Below are 15,127 nucleotides of genomic sequence, written 5' to 3'. Positions count from 1 at the left end.
GCCACGAGTGTGGCAACGCCGGTCAAAGTCCCGCCCCGGGTGGCCCCGACGCGGCGCGGCCGGTCGGTGGCTGCACGGCCCGGGCGGTGTGGCAGCGTGGGCGGCGTGAACACCTCCGCACCGCTGGACGTCGACCTGGCGCTGGTCGGCGGCGGCGGCGCGGGGTCGCTGGTCCTCGCGGCCCTGGACCGGCACGGGGTGCGCGGCCTGCGGATCGCCGTCGTCGACCCGGTCCACCGACGCGGCCAGGACCGGACCTGGGCGTTCTGGGACCGTTCCGGCAGCGACCTGGACCCCCTGCTGGCCGCGAGCTGGCCCCAGGTCGAGGTGGCGACGCCCGCCGGCCGCCGCGTGCTCGACCTCGCCCCCCTGCGGTACGCCATGCTGCGCTCGGGCCCGGTCTACGACCGGGCTGCCGAGGCCGAGCGGCGGCTCGGGGTGCGGCGGATCGGCGCGCCCGTCGACGCCCTGCACGACGACGGCCGGCACGTCCTGGTACGTACCGGCGGCACCGGCCCGACCGTCCGCGCCTCCTGGGTGCTGGACTCCCGGCCCCGGCCGCCCCGGCGACCCGGCCGCACCAACTGGCTCCAGCACTTCCGGGGCTGGTGGCTGGAGTCCGCCGCGCCGGTCTTCGACCCGGCACGGGCCGTCCTGATGGACTTCCGCACCCCGCAGCCCGCCCGGGGCGTGTCGTTCGGCTACGTCCTGCCGGTGAGCGACCGCTACGCCCTGGTGGAGTACACGGAGTTCGGCCCCGGTCTGCTCACCGACGCCGGGTACGACGCGGCGCTGGCCGGCTACCGGGACCTGCTCGGCCTCGACCCGACCCGGCTCACCGTGCGGGAGGTCGAGAACGGGGTGATCCCGATGACCGACGGCCCGTTCGAGGCGCGGCCCTCGCCCCGGGTGGTCCGCCTCGGCACGGCCGGCGGCGCCACCCGGCCGTCCACCGGCTTCACCTTCTCGGCCATGCACCGGCAGGCCGAGCAGGTCGCCCGCGCCCTCGCCGCCGGCCGCCCGCCGGTGCCCGGCCCCGCGTACCCGCGTCGCCACCGCTGGATGGACGCGGTCGCGCTCCGGGCGCTGGACGCCGGCGGCGCCGACGGGCCGGACTTCTTCGGCCGGCTCTTCGACCGCAACCCCGCCGAGCGGGTGCTGCGGTTCCTCGACGGCGTCACCAGCCCGGCGGAGGAGGTGGCGCTGATGAGTTCCACCCGGCTGCTGCCGATGGTCGCCGCCACGGCCGGCGACGCCGCGGCCCGGCTCCGCGACCGCCTCGATCCGGCCCGGCGCTCGGCGACGTGGACGGTCCCACCGCCGGTCCTCGGCGACCGGGACGCCGACGGCTGAGCCAGCGCGGACGGCGTCGATGGCTGAGCCGCCCCAGCCCACGGCGCGCGGCGTCGCGGATCAGCACGCGCAGGTCCGCCACCGGGTCGCTGTCGCCGGCGCCGGCGCTGAGCAGTCCACGCCACGCCGCCGCCCCGACGGCGGGGGAGGCGGTGCGGATTCGGTAGGTTGCCGACATGGTGGACGAGACGGCCGGCAGGGTCGTGCAGATCTGGACCGACGGGGCGTGCAGCGGCAACCCCGGCCCCGGCGGTTGGGGCGTGGTGCTGCGCTACGGCGCGCACGAGCGGGAGCTGTGCGGCGGCGAGGCGACCCCGACCACCAACAACCGGATGGAGCTGATGGCGGCCATCCAGGCGCTCGAGAGCCTGACCCGGCCCGTCACCGTCGAGCTGCACACCGACAGCACGTACGTGCGCAACGGCATCACGAGCTGGCTGGCCTCGTGGAAGCGCAACGGCTGGCGGACGGCCGCGAAGCAGCCGGTCAAGAACGCCGACCTGTGGCAGCGGCTGGAAGCCGCGTGCGCCCAGCACGAGGTCACCTGGCTGTGGGTGAAGGGGCACAACGGCCACCCGGAGAACGAGCGCGCCGACGCGCTGGCCAACCGGGGCATGATCGAGGCCCGCGCGTCGGTGGTGCCCGCCGGCCGCTGACCGGACCGGCGGGCGAGCCGGCGATCAGGTCACTCGGTGCGGCTCGGGTCGGTGGTGCCGGAGACGGCGTCCACGTCGTAGCCGGCGCGGCTGACCTCCCGGGCGGACCGCCGGTCCTCGGCCGGCAGGTCGGCGAAGTCGTCGCCGGTGTCGTCGGTGCTGTGCAGGGACTCGCCCGGCGGACGCAGCGACGCCTGCATGGCGGTCGCGCCGTCCGGCTCGTCGGTGGCGGCCCGGTCGGTACGGTTCTGTTCGGTCATGCCGCACTCCTGCCCCGGTGGCCTGCCCGCAAACGTGCGTGGCGGGCTCAGCGCGCCGCGTCCGGGTGGCCCGGCATGCCGGATCCGCCACTGGAACTGCCCGACGCGCCGCCCGCCACGCCCGACCCGTCGTCCTCGGTGACGATGTCGGGCTTCTCCGTCGTGTCGTCCCGCGCCGGGACGTCGGTGTCCGCCTCGACCTGGACCAGCCGTGCCTGGCCGGCCTCGTCCTCGGCGTGCGCCGGGTCGACCGGCAGCTCACCGTCGCGCGCCCGATACCCCACCGCTGCCTCCCGTGCCGTCCGCCGTTGCCGTTCCGGCCCCGGCTACCCGCAGCCCTCCGCCCGAAACCCCTACCCCGCCAGGCCCGCCGGCCCGCCCCTGCCACGGCGATCACGCAGCTGCGGTGCCCGTCATGTCCGGTCTGCGGCCGCTTTGTTCAGCACCACAACTGCATGATCGCGGAGAACGGGGGGGCGGGGCGCGGGTGGGGCGGGGTGGGGTTAGCGGCGGCGGGGGTGGCGGGTGGGGCGCGCGGGGGAGCGGGGTGGGCGGCGCAGGGGGGTGAGGGACAGCGGTGACCAGTACCCGGGGCGGGTCCGGCCGGGCGGCAAGGCGGTGTGCCGGTCGCCCCGGGCCGCGTCGAGCTGCGACTGGTGCAGGAACAGGCTGCCGGACAGGTCCGCGCCGCGCAGGTCGGCCCCGCGCAGGTCGGCGCCGGTGAGGTCGGCCAGGCCGAGGTCGACGCCGCGCAGGTCGGCGCCGATCAGCAGCGCCCCGCGCAGGTTGGCCCGGCGCAGGTCGGCGCGGCGCAGGTCGACGCCGAACAGGTGGGCACCCCGCCGGTCCACGCCCGGCCGGCCGCCCCGGGCCCGGGCCGCGTCCCCGGCGCGCGACAACAGCGGGTTGACCCGCCCCCGGTACGCGTCCACGTCGAGTGTCAGCAGCGTCCCGGCGGGCTCCCGGGTGAGCCGCTCGGTCTCGTCGAGCGCGACGGACAACTCGTCGCGCAGCGGCTGCGGCGGGCGCGTCGCGAGCGCCTCGGTCAGGTACCAGAGCAGCTCGTGCAGCGGCCGCATCACCGCGAACGTGTCGAACATCCGCGCGGCGGTCTCCGGCGCGTCGCGCCAGTCCCGCCCGCCGAAGGTGTCCTGGGCCACCCGCTGCCCGGCGCCGAAGCAGTCGAAGACGGTGCAGCCGGGGAAGCCCCGGTCGCGCAGGTCGGCGTGGATGCCGCAGCGCGAGTCGGCCCGCAGGTTCGGGCAGGGCCGGCCGGCGGGCTTGTCGACGGCGAAGTCGGCCGACGCGGCGAAGGCGGGCGCGACGCAGCAGAGCCCGAAGCACCGGGCGCAGTCGGCGCGTAGCCCGTCCGCCGACGACGTCGCCTCGGGGGTTTCCGACACGCTGACCGTTCTCCTGCCGATCGGGGGACTCCCGCCGGCGGCCTCGCGGGCGGAGGCTCCCATTGTCCCGCCGCCGCCCTGCCCACCGGCCGCGGGGTGCGGCTGCCCGCACCCGACTGGCGGGCCGTCGCAGGCCGTCCCGCCCCGGCTCCGGTCACCCCCGCATCGGCGCTACCCGGCGGGCGCGGCCGCGGCCGGGAACCGGCCGCGGCCCCCGGTCATCCCCGCACCGAGCGCCAGTCGTGCGACTCCAGCGCGTTGGCCTGCGGGCCCATCATCAGCATGCCGCCGTCCACCGGCCAGGACGCGCCGGTGACGTACGCGGCGGCGGGCGAGGCGAGCAGCGCGACCACGGCGGCCACCTCCCGCGCGTCGCCGGGCCGCCCGACCGGCACCCCGGGCCGCTCCTCGGTGAACGGGTCGACGTCCTCCTGCCCGGTCATCGGGGTGGCGATCTCACCCGGGGCGACCGCGTTGACGGTGATCCCGTCCGCCGCCAACTCCTGCGCCATGACCTTGGTCAACAGGCCGAGCCCGCCCTTGGCCGCGCAGTACGCGGCCGAGCCGACCCGGGGCGCGTGCTCGTGCACGCTGGTGATGTTGACGATCCGTCCGCCCAGCCCCGCCGCGCGCATCCGCCGGGCGGCCCGCTGTGCGCACAGGAACGGCCCGTCGAGGTCGACGGAGAGCACCTCACGCCACTGCTCCCAGCCGGTCTCGACGAACGGGGTGGAGGCCCCGGTGCCGGCGTTGTTGACGAGCACGCCGAGGCCGCCGAGGCGGTCGGCCAGCTCGTCGACGACCGCGTCGGCGCCCGGCAGCCGGGTCAGGTCCAGCTCGGCGATCTCGCAGCGCCGGCCGACGGCGCGCACCTCGGCGGCGGTCCGCTCGGCGCCCTCGGCGTCGCGGTGCCAGGTGACGCCGACGTCGAAGCCGGCCCCGGCGAGGGCGACGGCGCAGGCCCGGCCGATGCCGGAATCGGCGCCCGTGACGATGGCGATCCTCGGGTAGTTCTCGTAACGCGATGGCATGCTGGCGCACTACCCGTTCCATGCGAATGCAACCATGCGTCGATCCCGGTCCATGCAGAGGATTGTCTGCGTCGATGCGCTCTGCCATTCTCCACCGTGGACGCTGCCAGCGACGATCGCCAATGCGGAGGGTCGCGCCGAGGTGGCGCCGTCATCTGCCGGAGGGACCTCGTGAAGCGCAGACGTCGCCATCTGCTCGCAGGACTGGCGGTCGGTGCCCTGGTGGCGTCGACCGGGCTCATCGGAATTCACTTCGCCGGCGCCCAGGTGCCGGCCCCCGTCGCCGCGGCCGGCGACGGGGAGATGCCGGGCGCGCTCGGCGCCCACATGGAGCGGCTGCGCCAGGCCGTGCCGGGCAGCGACGGCATGTCGCCGGAGGGACCCGGCAACGCCGCGCAGCAGGAGTTCCTGGAGCGCGCGTACCCGGCCGACACGATCAGCATCGCCCAGGTCGACCGGTCCAAGTCGGCGTACGCCGCCGCGGAGCGGCGTGCCGGTGGCACCCGCGGCTGGACCAACATCGGCCCCAGCGAGGCCCTCTACCCGTTCACCGAGTTCCGCAACGCCTCCAACTACATGCCGAACGCGTACGTCGCGGGTGGCCGGGTCACCTCCATCGACATCGCCCCGGACTGCAACGCCCTGCTCTGCCGGGCGTACGTCACGCCGGCCGGCGGCGGCGTCTGGGGCACCCTGAACGTCCTGGCGGCCGAGCCGAAGTGGTTCTACCTGGGCGGGCCGCTCGGCATCAACGCCGCCGGCTCGGTCAAGATCGACCGCAACGACAGGACCGGGCTGACCATCTACGTCGGCACCGGCGAGGCGAACACCTGCGCCTCCGGCTGCGTTGCCGGCGTCGGCCTCTACAGGTCCACCAACGGCGGCGTCACCTGGAACGGCCCGCTGGGCAAGGACGCGCTCGCCGGCAAGGGCATCGGTGAGATCACCGTCAAGCCCGGCGACCCGAAGACGCTCTACGTCGCCACCACCACCGCCCTGCGCGGCATGTCCAGCTCCTGCTGCACCGGCGTCACCCGGCCCGTGCCCGACGCGGAGAAGTGGGGCCTCTACAAGTCCACCGACGGCGGCGCGAACTGGAAGTTCATCCACAACGGCTCGGCCGACGCGACGCAGTGCACGGGCAGCGCCGCGGAGTACAACAACACCGCCACCTGCTCGCCGCGCGGCGTGCGCTACGTCAAGCTCGACCCGCGCGACGCGAACACCGTCTACGCCTCCTCGTACGCCCGGGGGGTGTGGCGCTCCGCGGACGCCGGCGCCACCTGGACGCAGATCAAGCCCTCGCTGAACCCGGCGGTCTTCCAGACCCGGGCCGCGATCGACGTGACCGCCCTGCCGAACGGCAAGACCCGCATGTACGTCTACGAGGGCAACCTCGGCAACCCGTACTCGCGGCTGTTCCGCAGCGACGACGTGGCCAGCGGCGCCCCCGCGTTCGCCGACCTGAGCAGCGCCAACCCGGCCGACCCGGGCTACGCCACCTACAACCAGTGCACCGGCCAGTGCTGGTACGACGTGTTCGTGCACACCCCGGCCGGGCACCCGGACATCGTCTACACCGGCGGCTCCTACGTCTACGGCGAGACCGTCGCCCACAAGCGGGCGGTGGTCCTCTCCACCGACGCCGGCGTCAGCGGCACCGACATGACCTACGACGGCACCGACGAGCTGCACCCCAACGGCCTGCACCCCGACCAGCACGCCCTGGTCACCAACCCGCGCAACCCGTACCAGTTCTTCGAGGCCAACGACGGCGGCGTGATGCGCTCCAGCGGCCAGTTCGTGGACCGGTCGGCCTGGTGCGACAACCCGGACCGCAACCTGACCACGCAGGCGCAGAAGGACCGCTGCCGGCAGATGCTGTCGAAGATCCCGTCGAAGCTGGACGGCATCAACAAGGGCATGAACACGCTGCAGTTCATCAGCCTCTCGGCCAGCCCGCACGACCACCGCCTGCTGCAGGGCGGCACCCAGGACAACGGCACCTGGGAGAACAAGGGCGAGCGCCGGCGCTGGGTCAACACGATGATCGGTGACGGCGGCGCGTCCGGCTTCGACGTCGGCAAGCCGGAGTTCCGCTTCCACACCTTCTACGACGCCTCGCCCGAGGTGAACTTCGCCAATGGCGACGTGGGCAGCTGGATCTCGATCTCGGACCCGATCTTCGGGCAGCCGGGCACCCTGTTCTACGCCCCGGTGATCACCGACCCGAAGGTGAGCGGCACGATGTTCGCCGGCACCTCGCGCACCGTCTACCGGACGAAGACGTTCGGGCTGGGCGACCGGAGCCTGGCCGAGGCCAACCGGATCTGCAACACCTGGACCGGCACCTTCGAGGCGCAGTGCGGCGACTTCGCGCCGCTGGGCACCGTCAACCTGACCGACGCCGCGTGGGGCGACCGGGCCGGCGGCGCCGTCTCGGTCGTCGAGCGGGTCGCCTCCGACTCGTCCACGGCGTACGCGGCCACCAGCACCGGCCGGGTGTTCGTGTCCCGCAACGTCGACGCCGAGCCGGCGGCGGCGGTCACCTGGACGCGGATCGACACCGCCGCCACGCCGAACCGCTTCGTCACCAGCATCCACGTCGACCCGGCCGACCCGGCCCGGGCGTGGGTCTCCTACAGCGGGTTCAACTCGAACACCCCGGCCACCGTGGGGCACGCGTTCGAGGTGCGGCTGGCCGACGCCGGCGCGACCTGGACCGACCGGTCGTACGACTTCGGCGACCAGCCGATCACCGACCTGGTCCGCGACGACGTCACCGGCACCCTCTACGCGGCCACCGACTTCGGCGTCCTGCGGCTGGCCAAGGGCAGCACCACCTGGGTGAAGGCGGCCCGCGGCATGCCGAACGTGGAGGTCGCCGGGCTGACCATCGTGCCGGGCAAGCGGCTGCTCTACGCCGCCTCGCACGGCCTCGGCGCCTGGCAGCTCACGCTCTGAGGAAGGCGACCATCGGCAACGACACGGTGAGGGGCCGCGCGCGCGGCCCCTCACCGCTGCCCGAGGCGGCCGGCCGCGCCTGGCGCACCCTCGGCGCGGCCTTCGTCCTGCTCGTCTTCGTCCCGCCGCTGCTGCTGCTGGTCTCCGGCTCGCTCACCGAGCCGGGCCTGCCGCCGCCGCCCACCCCGCAGCTCGTGCCGGAGCCGGTCTCGACCACCGGTTACCAGCAGGCCGTCGAGCTGGGCGGGCTGCTGCGCGCCTCGCTCAACTCGGTCCTGGTCGCGGTCGTCGCGGTGCCGCTGAGCGTGCTCGTCGCCTCGCTGGCCGGCTTCGCGCTGGCCCGGATCTCCCCCCGCGCCACCGCCGTCGTCGTGGCGGCCTCCCTGGTCGCGCTGATGGTGCCGGCCACGGCGCTGCTCGTGCCCCGCTTCGCGATCTTCCGGACGCTCGGCCTGACCGACACCCTGGTGCCGTTGGTCGCCCCGGCGTTGCTGGGCACCTCGCCGCTCTACGTCCTGGTCTACTACCTGGCGTTCCGGGCGCTGCCGGCCGACCTCTACGACGCCTGCCTGGTGGCGGACCTCTCGCCGCTGCGCACCTGGTGGCGGGTCGCCCTGCCGCTGGTCCGCCCGGTCACCGCCGGCCTCACCGCGCTGACCTTCGTGCTCACCTGGTCGAACTTCCTCGACCCGCTGGTCTACGTCTACGACCGCGACCTGTTTACCCTGCCGCTGGCACTGCGCTCCCTGTCGGTGCTGGACCCGACGAACTTCCCGGTGTTCCTGGCCGGCGCGGTGCTGGCCACGGTGCCGGCGCTGGCCGTCTTCGTGCTCGCCCAGCGGCGCTTCCTCCACCACGACGACCCGACGGGACGGAACTGACCATGCGACCGAAGGCGCTGCTCGCGCTGCTGCTCACCGCCGTGCTGGCCGCCACCGGGTGCGGCTCGGGCTCCGGGTCGTCCGCCGACGGGCCGGTGCGGCTGCTGGTCTTCGGCGCCCCCGAGGAACTCGCCGCCTACCGCACCCTCGTGGAGGCGTACGAGAAGGCCCGCCCCGGCGCCGACGTGCAGCTCGTCGAGGCCAGCGACCGTAAGGACCTGCTCGCCCGGCTGGCCACCTCGGTGGCCGGCGGCGCCCCGCCGGATGCGTTTCTGATGAACTACCGCTTCTACGGCCAGTTCGCCGCCAAGGACGTCATCGAGCCGCTGGACGACCGGCTGGCCGCCTCCGAGGCCGTCGACCCGGCCGACTACTACCCGGTGGCGTGGGACGCCTTCCGGTGGAAGGACCGGCAGCTCTGCCTGCCGCAGAACGTCTCCAGCCTGGCCGTCTACTACAACCGCACCCTGTTCGCGAAGTACGGGGTGCCCGAGCCGAGGGCCGGCTGGACCTGGAACGACCTGGTCACCACCGCGACGGCGATGACCCGCGACTCCCGCGGCGTGGTGGTCAAGGCCACCGAGAGCGAGGGCGCGGCGCTGCGCCCGGCCGTGCACGGCCTCGGGGTGGAGCCGTCGATCATCCGGCTCGCCCCGTTCGTCTGGTCGGGCGGCGGCGAGATCGTCGACGACCCGGCGAAGCCGACCCGGCTGACCCTGGACACCCCGGCCGCCCGGGAGGCGCTGAAGAACCTGGTCGACCTGCGGCTGGCGTACGGGGTGGTGCCCACCGACGAGGAGGTGGAGGCCGAGGACGACGAGTCGCGGTTCGCCAACGGCCGGCTCGCCATGCTGATGAGTTCCCGCCGCTCCACCACCACGTTCCGCTCGATCACCGGCTTCGAGTGGGACGTCGCCCCGCTGCCCGTCTACAGGAAGCAGGTCGGCGTGCTGCACTCCGACGCGTACTGCATGACCCGGGGCGCGAAGCACAAGGACGCCGCGTGGCGGTTCCTGGAGTTCGCCATCGCCGAGGAGGGCCAGCGGATCATCGCGGCCACCGGCCGTACCGTCCCGTCGCACATCGAGGTGTCGCGGTCGCCGGCGTTCCTCGGTCCGGCCCAGCCGCCGCGCAGCGCGAAGGTCTTCCTCGACGCCATCCCCACCGTCCGGGCGCTGCCGACCGTCTCCACCTGGCCGGAGATCGAGGACGTCACCTACGGCATCCTGGAGAACGCCGTGCACCGGGGCGACCGGCTCGACGACGTCATCCGCGACCTCGACCGGCAGACCCGGCCGATCTTCGCCCGCGGGGAGCACGGGTGAGCGATCCGGGCCTCGCCCTGGCCGGCGTCTCAGCCGCGTACCGGGGTGCGACCGTCCTGCACGAGGTGGACCTGGGCGTCGCCCGGGGCGAGCTGCTGGTGGTGCTCGGCCCGTCGGGGGCCGGCAAGTCGACCGTGCTGCGGGTCGTCGCCGGCCTGGAGCCGGTCACCGCCGGCCGCGTCCGCATCGCCGGCCGGGACGTCACCGCCGAGCGTCCGGGCCGGCGCAACGTGTCGATGGTGTTCCAGTCGTACGCGCTCTTCCCGCACCTGAGCGTGGCGGAGAACATCGCCTTCGGCCTGGAGGTGCGCGACACGCCTCGCGCGGTGGCCCGGGAGCGGTCCCGCGCGGCGGCGGAGACCGTCGGCTGCGCCGCCCTGCTGGACCGGCGGCCCGGGCAGCTCTCGGGCGGGGAACGGCAGCGGGTGGCGCTGGCCCGGGCGCTGGTCCGCGAGCCGGACGTGTTCCTGCTCGACGAGCCGTTGTCCAACCTCGACCTGGCGCTGCGGGTGCAGATGCGCGCCGAGCTGCGGGCCCTGCACGACCGGCTGGGCGCGACGATGGTGCACGTCACCCACGACCAGACCGAGGCGCTGGTGCTCGCCGACCGGATCGCCGTGCTGCGCGACGGGCGCATCGAGCAGGTCGGCACCCCCGACGAGATCTGGCGTACCCCGGCCACCACCTTCGTCGCCCGTTTCGTCGGCTCCCCGGCGATGAACCTGCTCCCCGCGCACGGGCCGGTGCGGCCCACGGGCACGGCACCGCCCGGGGCGACCGTCACGGAGTCCGGCCGGCTGGAGATCGGCTTCCGGCCCGAGGCGGTCACCCTGGCCGCGACCGACGGCGCGGCGGCCACCGTCGACCGGATCGAGGTGGTCGGCGAGGACGCGTACGCGTACCTGACCCTCGACGGCGGGCACCCCGTCGTCGCCCGGGTGCCCGCCGCCCGCCGGCCCGACCGCGGCGCGGCGGTACGCGTCGGCGTGCGCTGGGCCGACGTGCACGTCTTCCACGCCGGCTCCGGGCGCCGGTACGCCCCGTGACGAGCCCGGACCGCCGCTCGCGCCGGCAGTTGGCGCTGATGCTGACGCCGTACCTGGTCGGGCTGGTCGGGCTGGTGCTGCTGCCCGCCGCGGTCACCCTGGCGCTGGCCTTCACCGAGTACGACCTGCTGCGTCCGCCCCGCTGGGTGGGACTGGACAACTTCGCGGCGCTGCTGGACGACCCGGTGTTCCGGGTGTCGCTGACCAACTCGCTGGTCTTCGCGCTGGTGGCCGTACCGCTGCGGGTGCTCTTCGCCCTCGGCCTGGCGCTGCTGCTGCACCGCCGGGCGCTCGGCGTCGGCAGCGCCCGCACCGCGGCGGTGCTGCCGACCGCGGTGCCGGAGATCGCCTACGGGCTGCTCTGGCTCTGGCTGCTCAACCCGCTCTACGGCCCGATCAACCAGCTGCTGCGCACCGGCGGGGAGAACGGCCTGACGGCGCTGGGACGCACCCCACCGCAGTGGCTCACCGACCCGACCGACGCCCGCGCGGCGATCATCGGAATGAGCCTCTTCACCGTCGGGGAGACCTTCGTGGTGCTGCTGGCCGCCCGCCGGGCGCTGCCCCGCGACGTCTACGAGATGGCGGCGATCGAGGACGCCACCGGCTGGGACGTGTTCCGCCGGGTCACGCTGCCGCTGATGGCGCCCGTGCTCGGGCTGCTGGCGGTGCGCGACGCCATCCAGAGCCTGCACTTCTCCTTCGTGCCGGCCTTCGTGGTCACCGACGGCGGCCCGCCCCCGTACGCCACCACCTACCTGTCGCTGTTCGTCTACCGCACCGGCTTCGAGTACCTGCGCTACGGCTACGCCGCCGCCGCGACCCTCGTGATGATCCTGCTGACCGTGGCGGCGGTGCTGGTGCAGTGGCGGCTGATCCGCCGCTACCGGGCGTTCTACCGGCTCTGAGGCCCCCGGGCGGGCCCGATATTCGCGGGCGTCGGCCCCGGACGCCGTGACATGATCGCGCACTGCGCCAGCCGGGTGGCGGCGCTGCGAGGAGGACGGCATGGAGTTCGAGGTACGCCGGATCGGGCCGGAGTCGACCGCAGCGGCGGCTGCCGTGCTGGCCGACGCCTTCGACGGCTACCCCTGGATGGCCTGGACGGTGGCGGCCGACCGGCACCGGGAGCGGCTGGAGGCGATGTTCGCCGGCACCGTCGACGCCGTCGGGCTGCCCTACGGTGACGTCTGGGCGGCGGTCGACCCCGACGGGCGGCCGGCGGCGGTGGCGGTCTGGCTGCGCCCGGACCGGCCGGTGCCCGACGAGGTCTGGGCCGGTGTCGCGGCGCGCAACGCGGAGCTGGCCGGCGACCGGCAGTCGGCGCTGCGCGCCGCCGACGAGGCATGCGCCTCGCTGCGGTCGGCCGAGCCGGCGTGCCTGCTCGCCACCGTCGGCGTGCGCCGGGTCGACCAGGGCCGGGGGCTGGGCGCCCGGGTGCTGCGCCCCGGCCTGGCCGAGGCCGACCGGGCCGGCCTGCCGGCGGTGCTGGAGACCTCGTCGGAGCCGAACGTGCGGTTCTACCGGCGGCTCGGGTTCGACGTCACCGGCCAGGCGCGGGTGCCCGACGGCGGTCCTGACGTCTGGGCGATGCGGCGACCGGCCGCCGGCGAGCGGGTGTAAGGGCCGCCCGCCCGGGTAGCCGCCGGGAATGGAGCTGGTCGAGGAGTCGCCGTACCGCTTCCGGATCGACCGGCACGACCCGATGCGGGTGCCGGGGGTGGTGTTCGCGTCCCGGTCCCTGCTGCCCGACGCCGGCGAGGACAAGTCGCTGGAGCAGGTCGCGAACGTCGCCACGCTGCCCGGCATCGTCGACGCCTCGTACGCCATGCCCGACGTGCACTGGGGCTACGGGTTCCCGATCGGCGGGGTGGCCGCCACCGACGTCGCGCACGGCGGCGTGGTCTCGCCCGGCGGGGTGGGCTTCGACATCTCCTGCGGCGTCCGGCTGCTCGCCGCCGACACCGACCGCGACGGGCTGCGGCCCCGGTTGGACGCGCTGATGGACGGGCTGGGCGAGGCCACCCCGCGCGGCATGGGCAGGGGCGCGGTGTGGCACCTGTCGACCCGCGCGGAACTCGACGCGGTGCTGCGCGGCGGCTCCCGGTACGCCGTGGAGCGCGGCTTCGGCGTCGAGCGGGACCTGTACCGCTGCGAGGACACCGGCGCCGTCGGCGACGCCGATCCGGCGCGGGTCAGCGAGCGGGCCATCGAGCGCGGCGCGCGCCAGGTCGGCAGCCTCGGCTCCGGCAACCACTTCCTGGAGGTGCAGGCCGTCGAGGAGGTGTACGACGACGCCACCGCCACCGCCTTCGGGCTGCGCCCCGGCCAGGTCTGCGTGATGATCCACTGCGGGTCCCGGGGGCTGGGCCACCAGATCTGCACCGACTACGTGCGCGAGATGGAGAAGGTGATGGCCCGCTACGGCATCCACGTGCCGGACCGGCAGCTCGCCTGCGCCCCGGTCTCCTCCCCCGAGGGCCGCGCCTACCTGGGCGCGATGGCCGCCGCCGCGAACTACGCCAGGGCGAACCGGCAACTGCTGGCCGACGCCGCCCGGAGGGTCTTCGCCCGTGTCACCGGCAGCCGCCTCGACCTGGTCTACGACATCTCGCACAACCTCGCGAAGATCGAGACGCACGACGTCGACGGCGAGCGGCGCGCGCTCTGCGTGCACCGCAAGGGCGCCACCCGCGCGTTGCCGCCGGGCCACGACGACCTGCCCGACGACCTGCGGGACGTGGGCCAGCCCGTGCTGATCCCCGGCTCCATGGGCACCGGCTCGTACGTGCTCACCGGCGTGCCGGGGGCGCCGGCCTTCGCGTCCACCTGCCACGGGGCCGGCCGGGTGCAGAGCCGCAAGCAGGCCGTGCGGTCGGAGCGCGGGCAGGACCCGCGTGCCCAGCTGGAGGCGCAGGACATCGCGGTGCGCGGCGCGTCCCGGCGCGGCCTGGCCGAGGAGATGCCGACGGCGTACAAGGACGTCTCGGCGGTGGTGGCCGCCGCCGAGGGCGCCGGGCTGTGCCGGAAGGTGGCCCGGCTGGTCCCGCTGGGCGTGGTGAAGGGCTGAGCGGGCGGCTCACACGTCCAGCGTCACCGCGCAGGACCAGCCCTCGCCGTCGGGGCCGAAGCGCAACCCGTGCAGGGAGACGGCCTTCGGCACCGCGCCGACCAGCTCGACGGCGTCGGTGTCCGCCGTGCGCCAGCGCACCACCAGGCCGCCGGCTCCGTCGTCGGCCACCTCGGTGTGCAGCGGCAGCTCACCCGCCGTCTCCATCCGGAAGATCACCTCGTCGAGTACGCCCACCAGCAGGTCCGCGTCGTCGTCGCCGGCCGGCGCGCGGTACTCCCGCCGCGGGCCCGGGGGCGTCCCGGCGGCGTCGACGAACGTGCCGACCAGCGCGGCGACCGCCTCGGCGACGCACTCCTGCCGGGTCGGCGCCCACGCCTCGATGCGGACGTCGGCGGTGTGCGGCAGGCGGCGGTGCCCCCGCCCGGTTCGTCGCGGCATGCCCCGATCCTCCGCCACCCGGGCGCCGCGCGACGGCCGGTTTCAGTTCAGGCCGAGCCGGGCGATGGGCTCGACGAGTTCGCGTTCCTCGTAGGCGAGGTGGGACAGCAGCGTGTCGCTGAGCAGGTCGACCGCCGCACGGAGTTCCGCCATCCCGTCGGTGACGGAGACGAACGCGACCAGGGCGCGGTCGACGCGTTCCAGGACGTCGTGGATGGCGTGGTGCTCCTGCTCCAGCCGGTCCAGCACCGGGGCGAGGCGGGCGTCGCCCCGGCGCAGGTGCGGGAAGATCCCCCGGTCCTCCAGCGTGTGGTGGGTGGTGACCACCCGGCAGTACGACTCGCAGTACGTGCCGAGGGTCCACTTGTTCTGGCGGATGGTCATGGTGTTGATGTGCGAGCGGGCCGTGCCCGCGTCGACCAGCCCGGCGCCCACCTGCTCCACCAGGTCGTACAGCCGGGTCAGCTCGGCGCGCAACCCGTCGTGCACGTCGATGAGGTGCTGGGCGCCGGCCTGGTCGTGCGGGATGTAGGTGCGCGTCGGGTCGGGCGCGGGGCCGGTGGGCCGCGTGGTCTCGTCCCAGACCCGGATCGCGCTGCGGCGCACGCCGTCGTCGGGCGTCGGGACGACGGCGAAGGAGCCCGCGCCGGCGGGTGGCCGGGCAGCGGCCGGCGGCTGCGCCGGGGCGGTCCCGGGC

15 protein-coding genes are annotated in these 15,127 nt (G+C 74.9%); 9 read left to right on the top strand and 6 right to left on the bottom strand.

Annotated elements, in window-relative coordinates; translation table 11 throughout:
• Positions 1 to 105 precede the first annotated feature (105 nt).
• Both AB0G13_RS30085 and rnhA read left to right on the top strand, forming a co-directional pair.
• Positions 106 to 1,353: a lycopene cyclase family protein gene (locus AB0G13_RS30085; RefSeq protein WP_357881534.1), complete on the top strand. Its 1,248-nt coding sequence runs from the start codon at positions 106 to 108 to the stop codon at positions 1,351 to 1,353.
• Positions 1,354 to 1,529: 176 nt separating this feature from the next.
• Entirely contained in the window at positions 1,530 to 2,009 is a 480-nt protein-coding gene (gene rnhA, locus AB0G13_RS30080) for a ribonuclease HI (protein ID WP_357881531.1), read from the top strand.
• Between the two features lie 29 nt (positions 2,010 to 2,038).
• On the opposite strand, the gene AB0G13_RS30075 is transcribed toward rnhA, so the two are convergent.
• From AB0G13_RS30075 to AB0G13_RS30060, 4 genes are all read right to left on the bottom strand, one after another.
• Complete coding sequence (locus tag AB0G13_RS30075; protein WP_210838116.1) at positions 2,039 to 2,269, bottom strand: hypothetical protein; 231 nt, start codon at positions 2,267 to 2,269, stop codon at positions 2,039 to 2,041.
• A gap of 47 nt (positions 2,270 to 2,316) precedes the next feature.
• Positions 2,317 to 2,553, bottom strand: a complete 237-nt coding sequence (locus AB0G13_RS30070) for a preprotein translocase YidC (RefSeq protein ID WP_357881528.1) — start codon at positions 2,551 to 2,553, stop codon at positions 2,317 to 2,319.
• Positions 2,554 to 2,772: 219 nt separating this feature from the next.
• Positions 2,773 to 3,672, bottom strand: a complete 900-nt coding sequence (locus AB0G13_RS30065) for a pentapeptide repeat-containing protein (protein ID WP_357881525.1) — start codon at positions 3,670 to 3,672, stop codon at positions 2,773 to 2,775.
• A 218-nt stretch (positions 3,673 to 3,890) separates the two neighbouring features.
• A complete protein-coding gene (locus AB0G13_RS30060; RefSeq protein ID WP_357881522.1) occupies positions 3,891 to 4,703 on the bottom strand; it encodes an SDR family oxidoreductase in 813 nt (270 codons plus the stop codon).
• A gap of 171 nt (positions 4,704 to 4,874) precedes the next feature.
• Between AB0G13_RS30060 and AB0G13_RS30055 the strand changes: the two genes are divergently transcribed.
• The 7 genes from AB0G13_RS30055 to AB0G13_RS30025 all read left to right on the top strand — a co-directional run bounded on the left by AB0G13_RS30055 (position 4,875) and on the right by AB0G13_RS30025 (position 13,989).
• Positions 4,875 to 7,667, top strand: a complete 2,793-nt coding sequence (locus AB0G13_RS30055) for a sialidase family protein (protein ID WP_357881519.1) — start codon at positions 4,875 to 4,877, stop codon at positions 7,665 to 7,667.
• 26 nt (positions 7,668 to 7,693) lie between these two features.
• A complete protein-coding gene (locus AB0G13_RS30050; protein ID WP_357881516.1) occupies positions 7,694 to 8,548 on the top strand; it encodes a carbohydrate ABC transporter permease in 855 nt (284 codons plus the stop codon).
• A gap of 2 nt (positions 8,549 to 8,550) precedes the next feature.
• Positions 8,551 to 9,873 (top strand): sugar ABC transporter substrate-binding protein, encoded by a 1,323-nt coding sequence (locus AB0G13_RS30045; protein WP_357881513.1) that lies wholly within the window; start codon positions 8,551 to 8,553, stop codon positions 9,871 to 9,873.
• Positions 9,870 to 10,919, top strand: a complete 1,050-nt coding sequence (locus tag AB0G13_RS30040; protein ID WP_357881510.1) for an ABC transporter ATP-binding protein — start codon at positions 9,870 to 9,872, stop codon at positions 10,917 to 10,919. The genes AB0G13_RS30045 and AB0G13_RS30040 overlap by 4 nt, the downstream gene beginning before the upstream one ends.
• A gap of 38 nt (positions 10,920 to 10,957) precedes the next feature.
• Positions 10,958 to 11,827: a sugar ABC transporter permease gene (locus tag AB0G13_RS30035; protein ID WP_357881537.1), complete on the top strand. Its 870-nt coding sequence runs from the start codon at positions 10,958 to 10,960 to the stop codon at positions 11,825 to 11,827.
• 100 nt (positions 11,828 to 11,927) lie between these two features.
• Positions 11,928 to 12,542 (top strand): GNAT family N-acetyltransferase, encoded by a 615-nt coding sequence (locus tag AB0G13_RS30030; protein ID WP_357881507.1) that lies wholly within the window; start codon positions 11,928 to 11,930, stop codon positions 12,540 to 12,542.
• 28 nt (positions 12,543 to 12,570) lie between these two features.
• Positions 12,571 to 13,989, top strand: coding sequence for an RtcB family protein (locus tag AB0G13_RS30025; protein WP_357881504.1), 1,419 nt, complete (start codon positions 12,571 to 12,573; stop codon positions 13,987 to 13,989).
• A gap of 9 nt (positions 13,990 to 13,998) precedes the next feature.
• On the opposite strand, the gene AB0G13_RS30020 is transcribed toward AB0G13_RS30025, so the two are convergent.
• Entirely contained in the window at positions 13,999 to 14,430 is a 432-nt protein-coding gene (locus tag AB0G13_RS30020; RefSeq protein ID WP_357881501.1) for an archease, read from the bottom strand.
• A 42-nt stretch (positions 14,431 to 14,472) separates the two neighbouring features.
• Positions 14,473 to 15,127, bottom strand: a 655-nt coding sequence (locus AB0G13_RS30015; protein WP_357881498.1) for a hemerythrin domain-containing protein, incomplete at its 5' end; no start/stop codon positions are given.

Source organism: Micromonospora sp. NPDC023633 (assembly GCF_040640035.1).
Lineage (GTDB): Bacteria > Actinomycetota > Actinomycetes > Mycobacteriales > Micromonosporaceae > Micromonospora.
The sequence above is the reverse complement of the archived record's forward strand: the minus strand, read 5'-3'. Positions and strand labels throughout refer to the sequence as shown.

Coding starts and splice junctions, on each gene's coding strand:
- AB0G13_RS30020 (WP_357881501.1), bottom strand. CDS start 14,430: ATGCCGCGACGAACCGGGCGGGGGCACCGCCGCCTGCCGCACACCGCC.
- AB0G13_RS30045 (WP_357881513.1), top strand. CDS start 8,551: ATGCGACCGAAGGCGCTGCTCGCGCTGCTGCTCACCGCCGTGCTGGCC.
- AB0G13_RS30060 (WP_357881522.1), bottom strand. CDS start 4,703: ATGCCATCGCGTTACGAGAACTACCCGAGGATCGCCATCGTCACGGGC.
- rnhA (WP_357881531.1), top strand. CDS start 1,530: ATGGTGGACGAGACGGCCGGCAGGGTCGTGCAGATCTGGACCGACGGG.
- AB0G13_RS30030 (WP_357881507.1), top strand. CDS start 11,928: ATGGAGTTCGAGGTACGCCGGATCGGGCCGGAGTCGACCGCAGCGGCG.
- AB0G13_RS30075 (WP_210838116.1), bottom strand. CDS start 2,269: ATGACCGAACAGAACCGTACCGACCGGGCCGCCACCGACGAGCCGGAC.
- AB0G13_RS30025 (WP_357881504.1), top strand. CDS start 12,571: ATGGAGCTGGTCGAGGAGTCGCCGTACCGCTTCCGGATCGACCGGCAC.
- AB0G13_RS30035 (WP_357881537.1), top strand. CDS start 10,958: ATGCTGACGCCGTACCTGGTCGGGCTGGTCGGGCTGGTGCTGCTGCCC.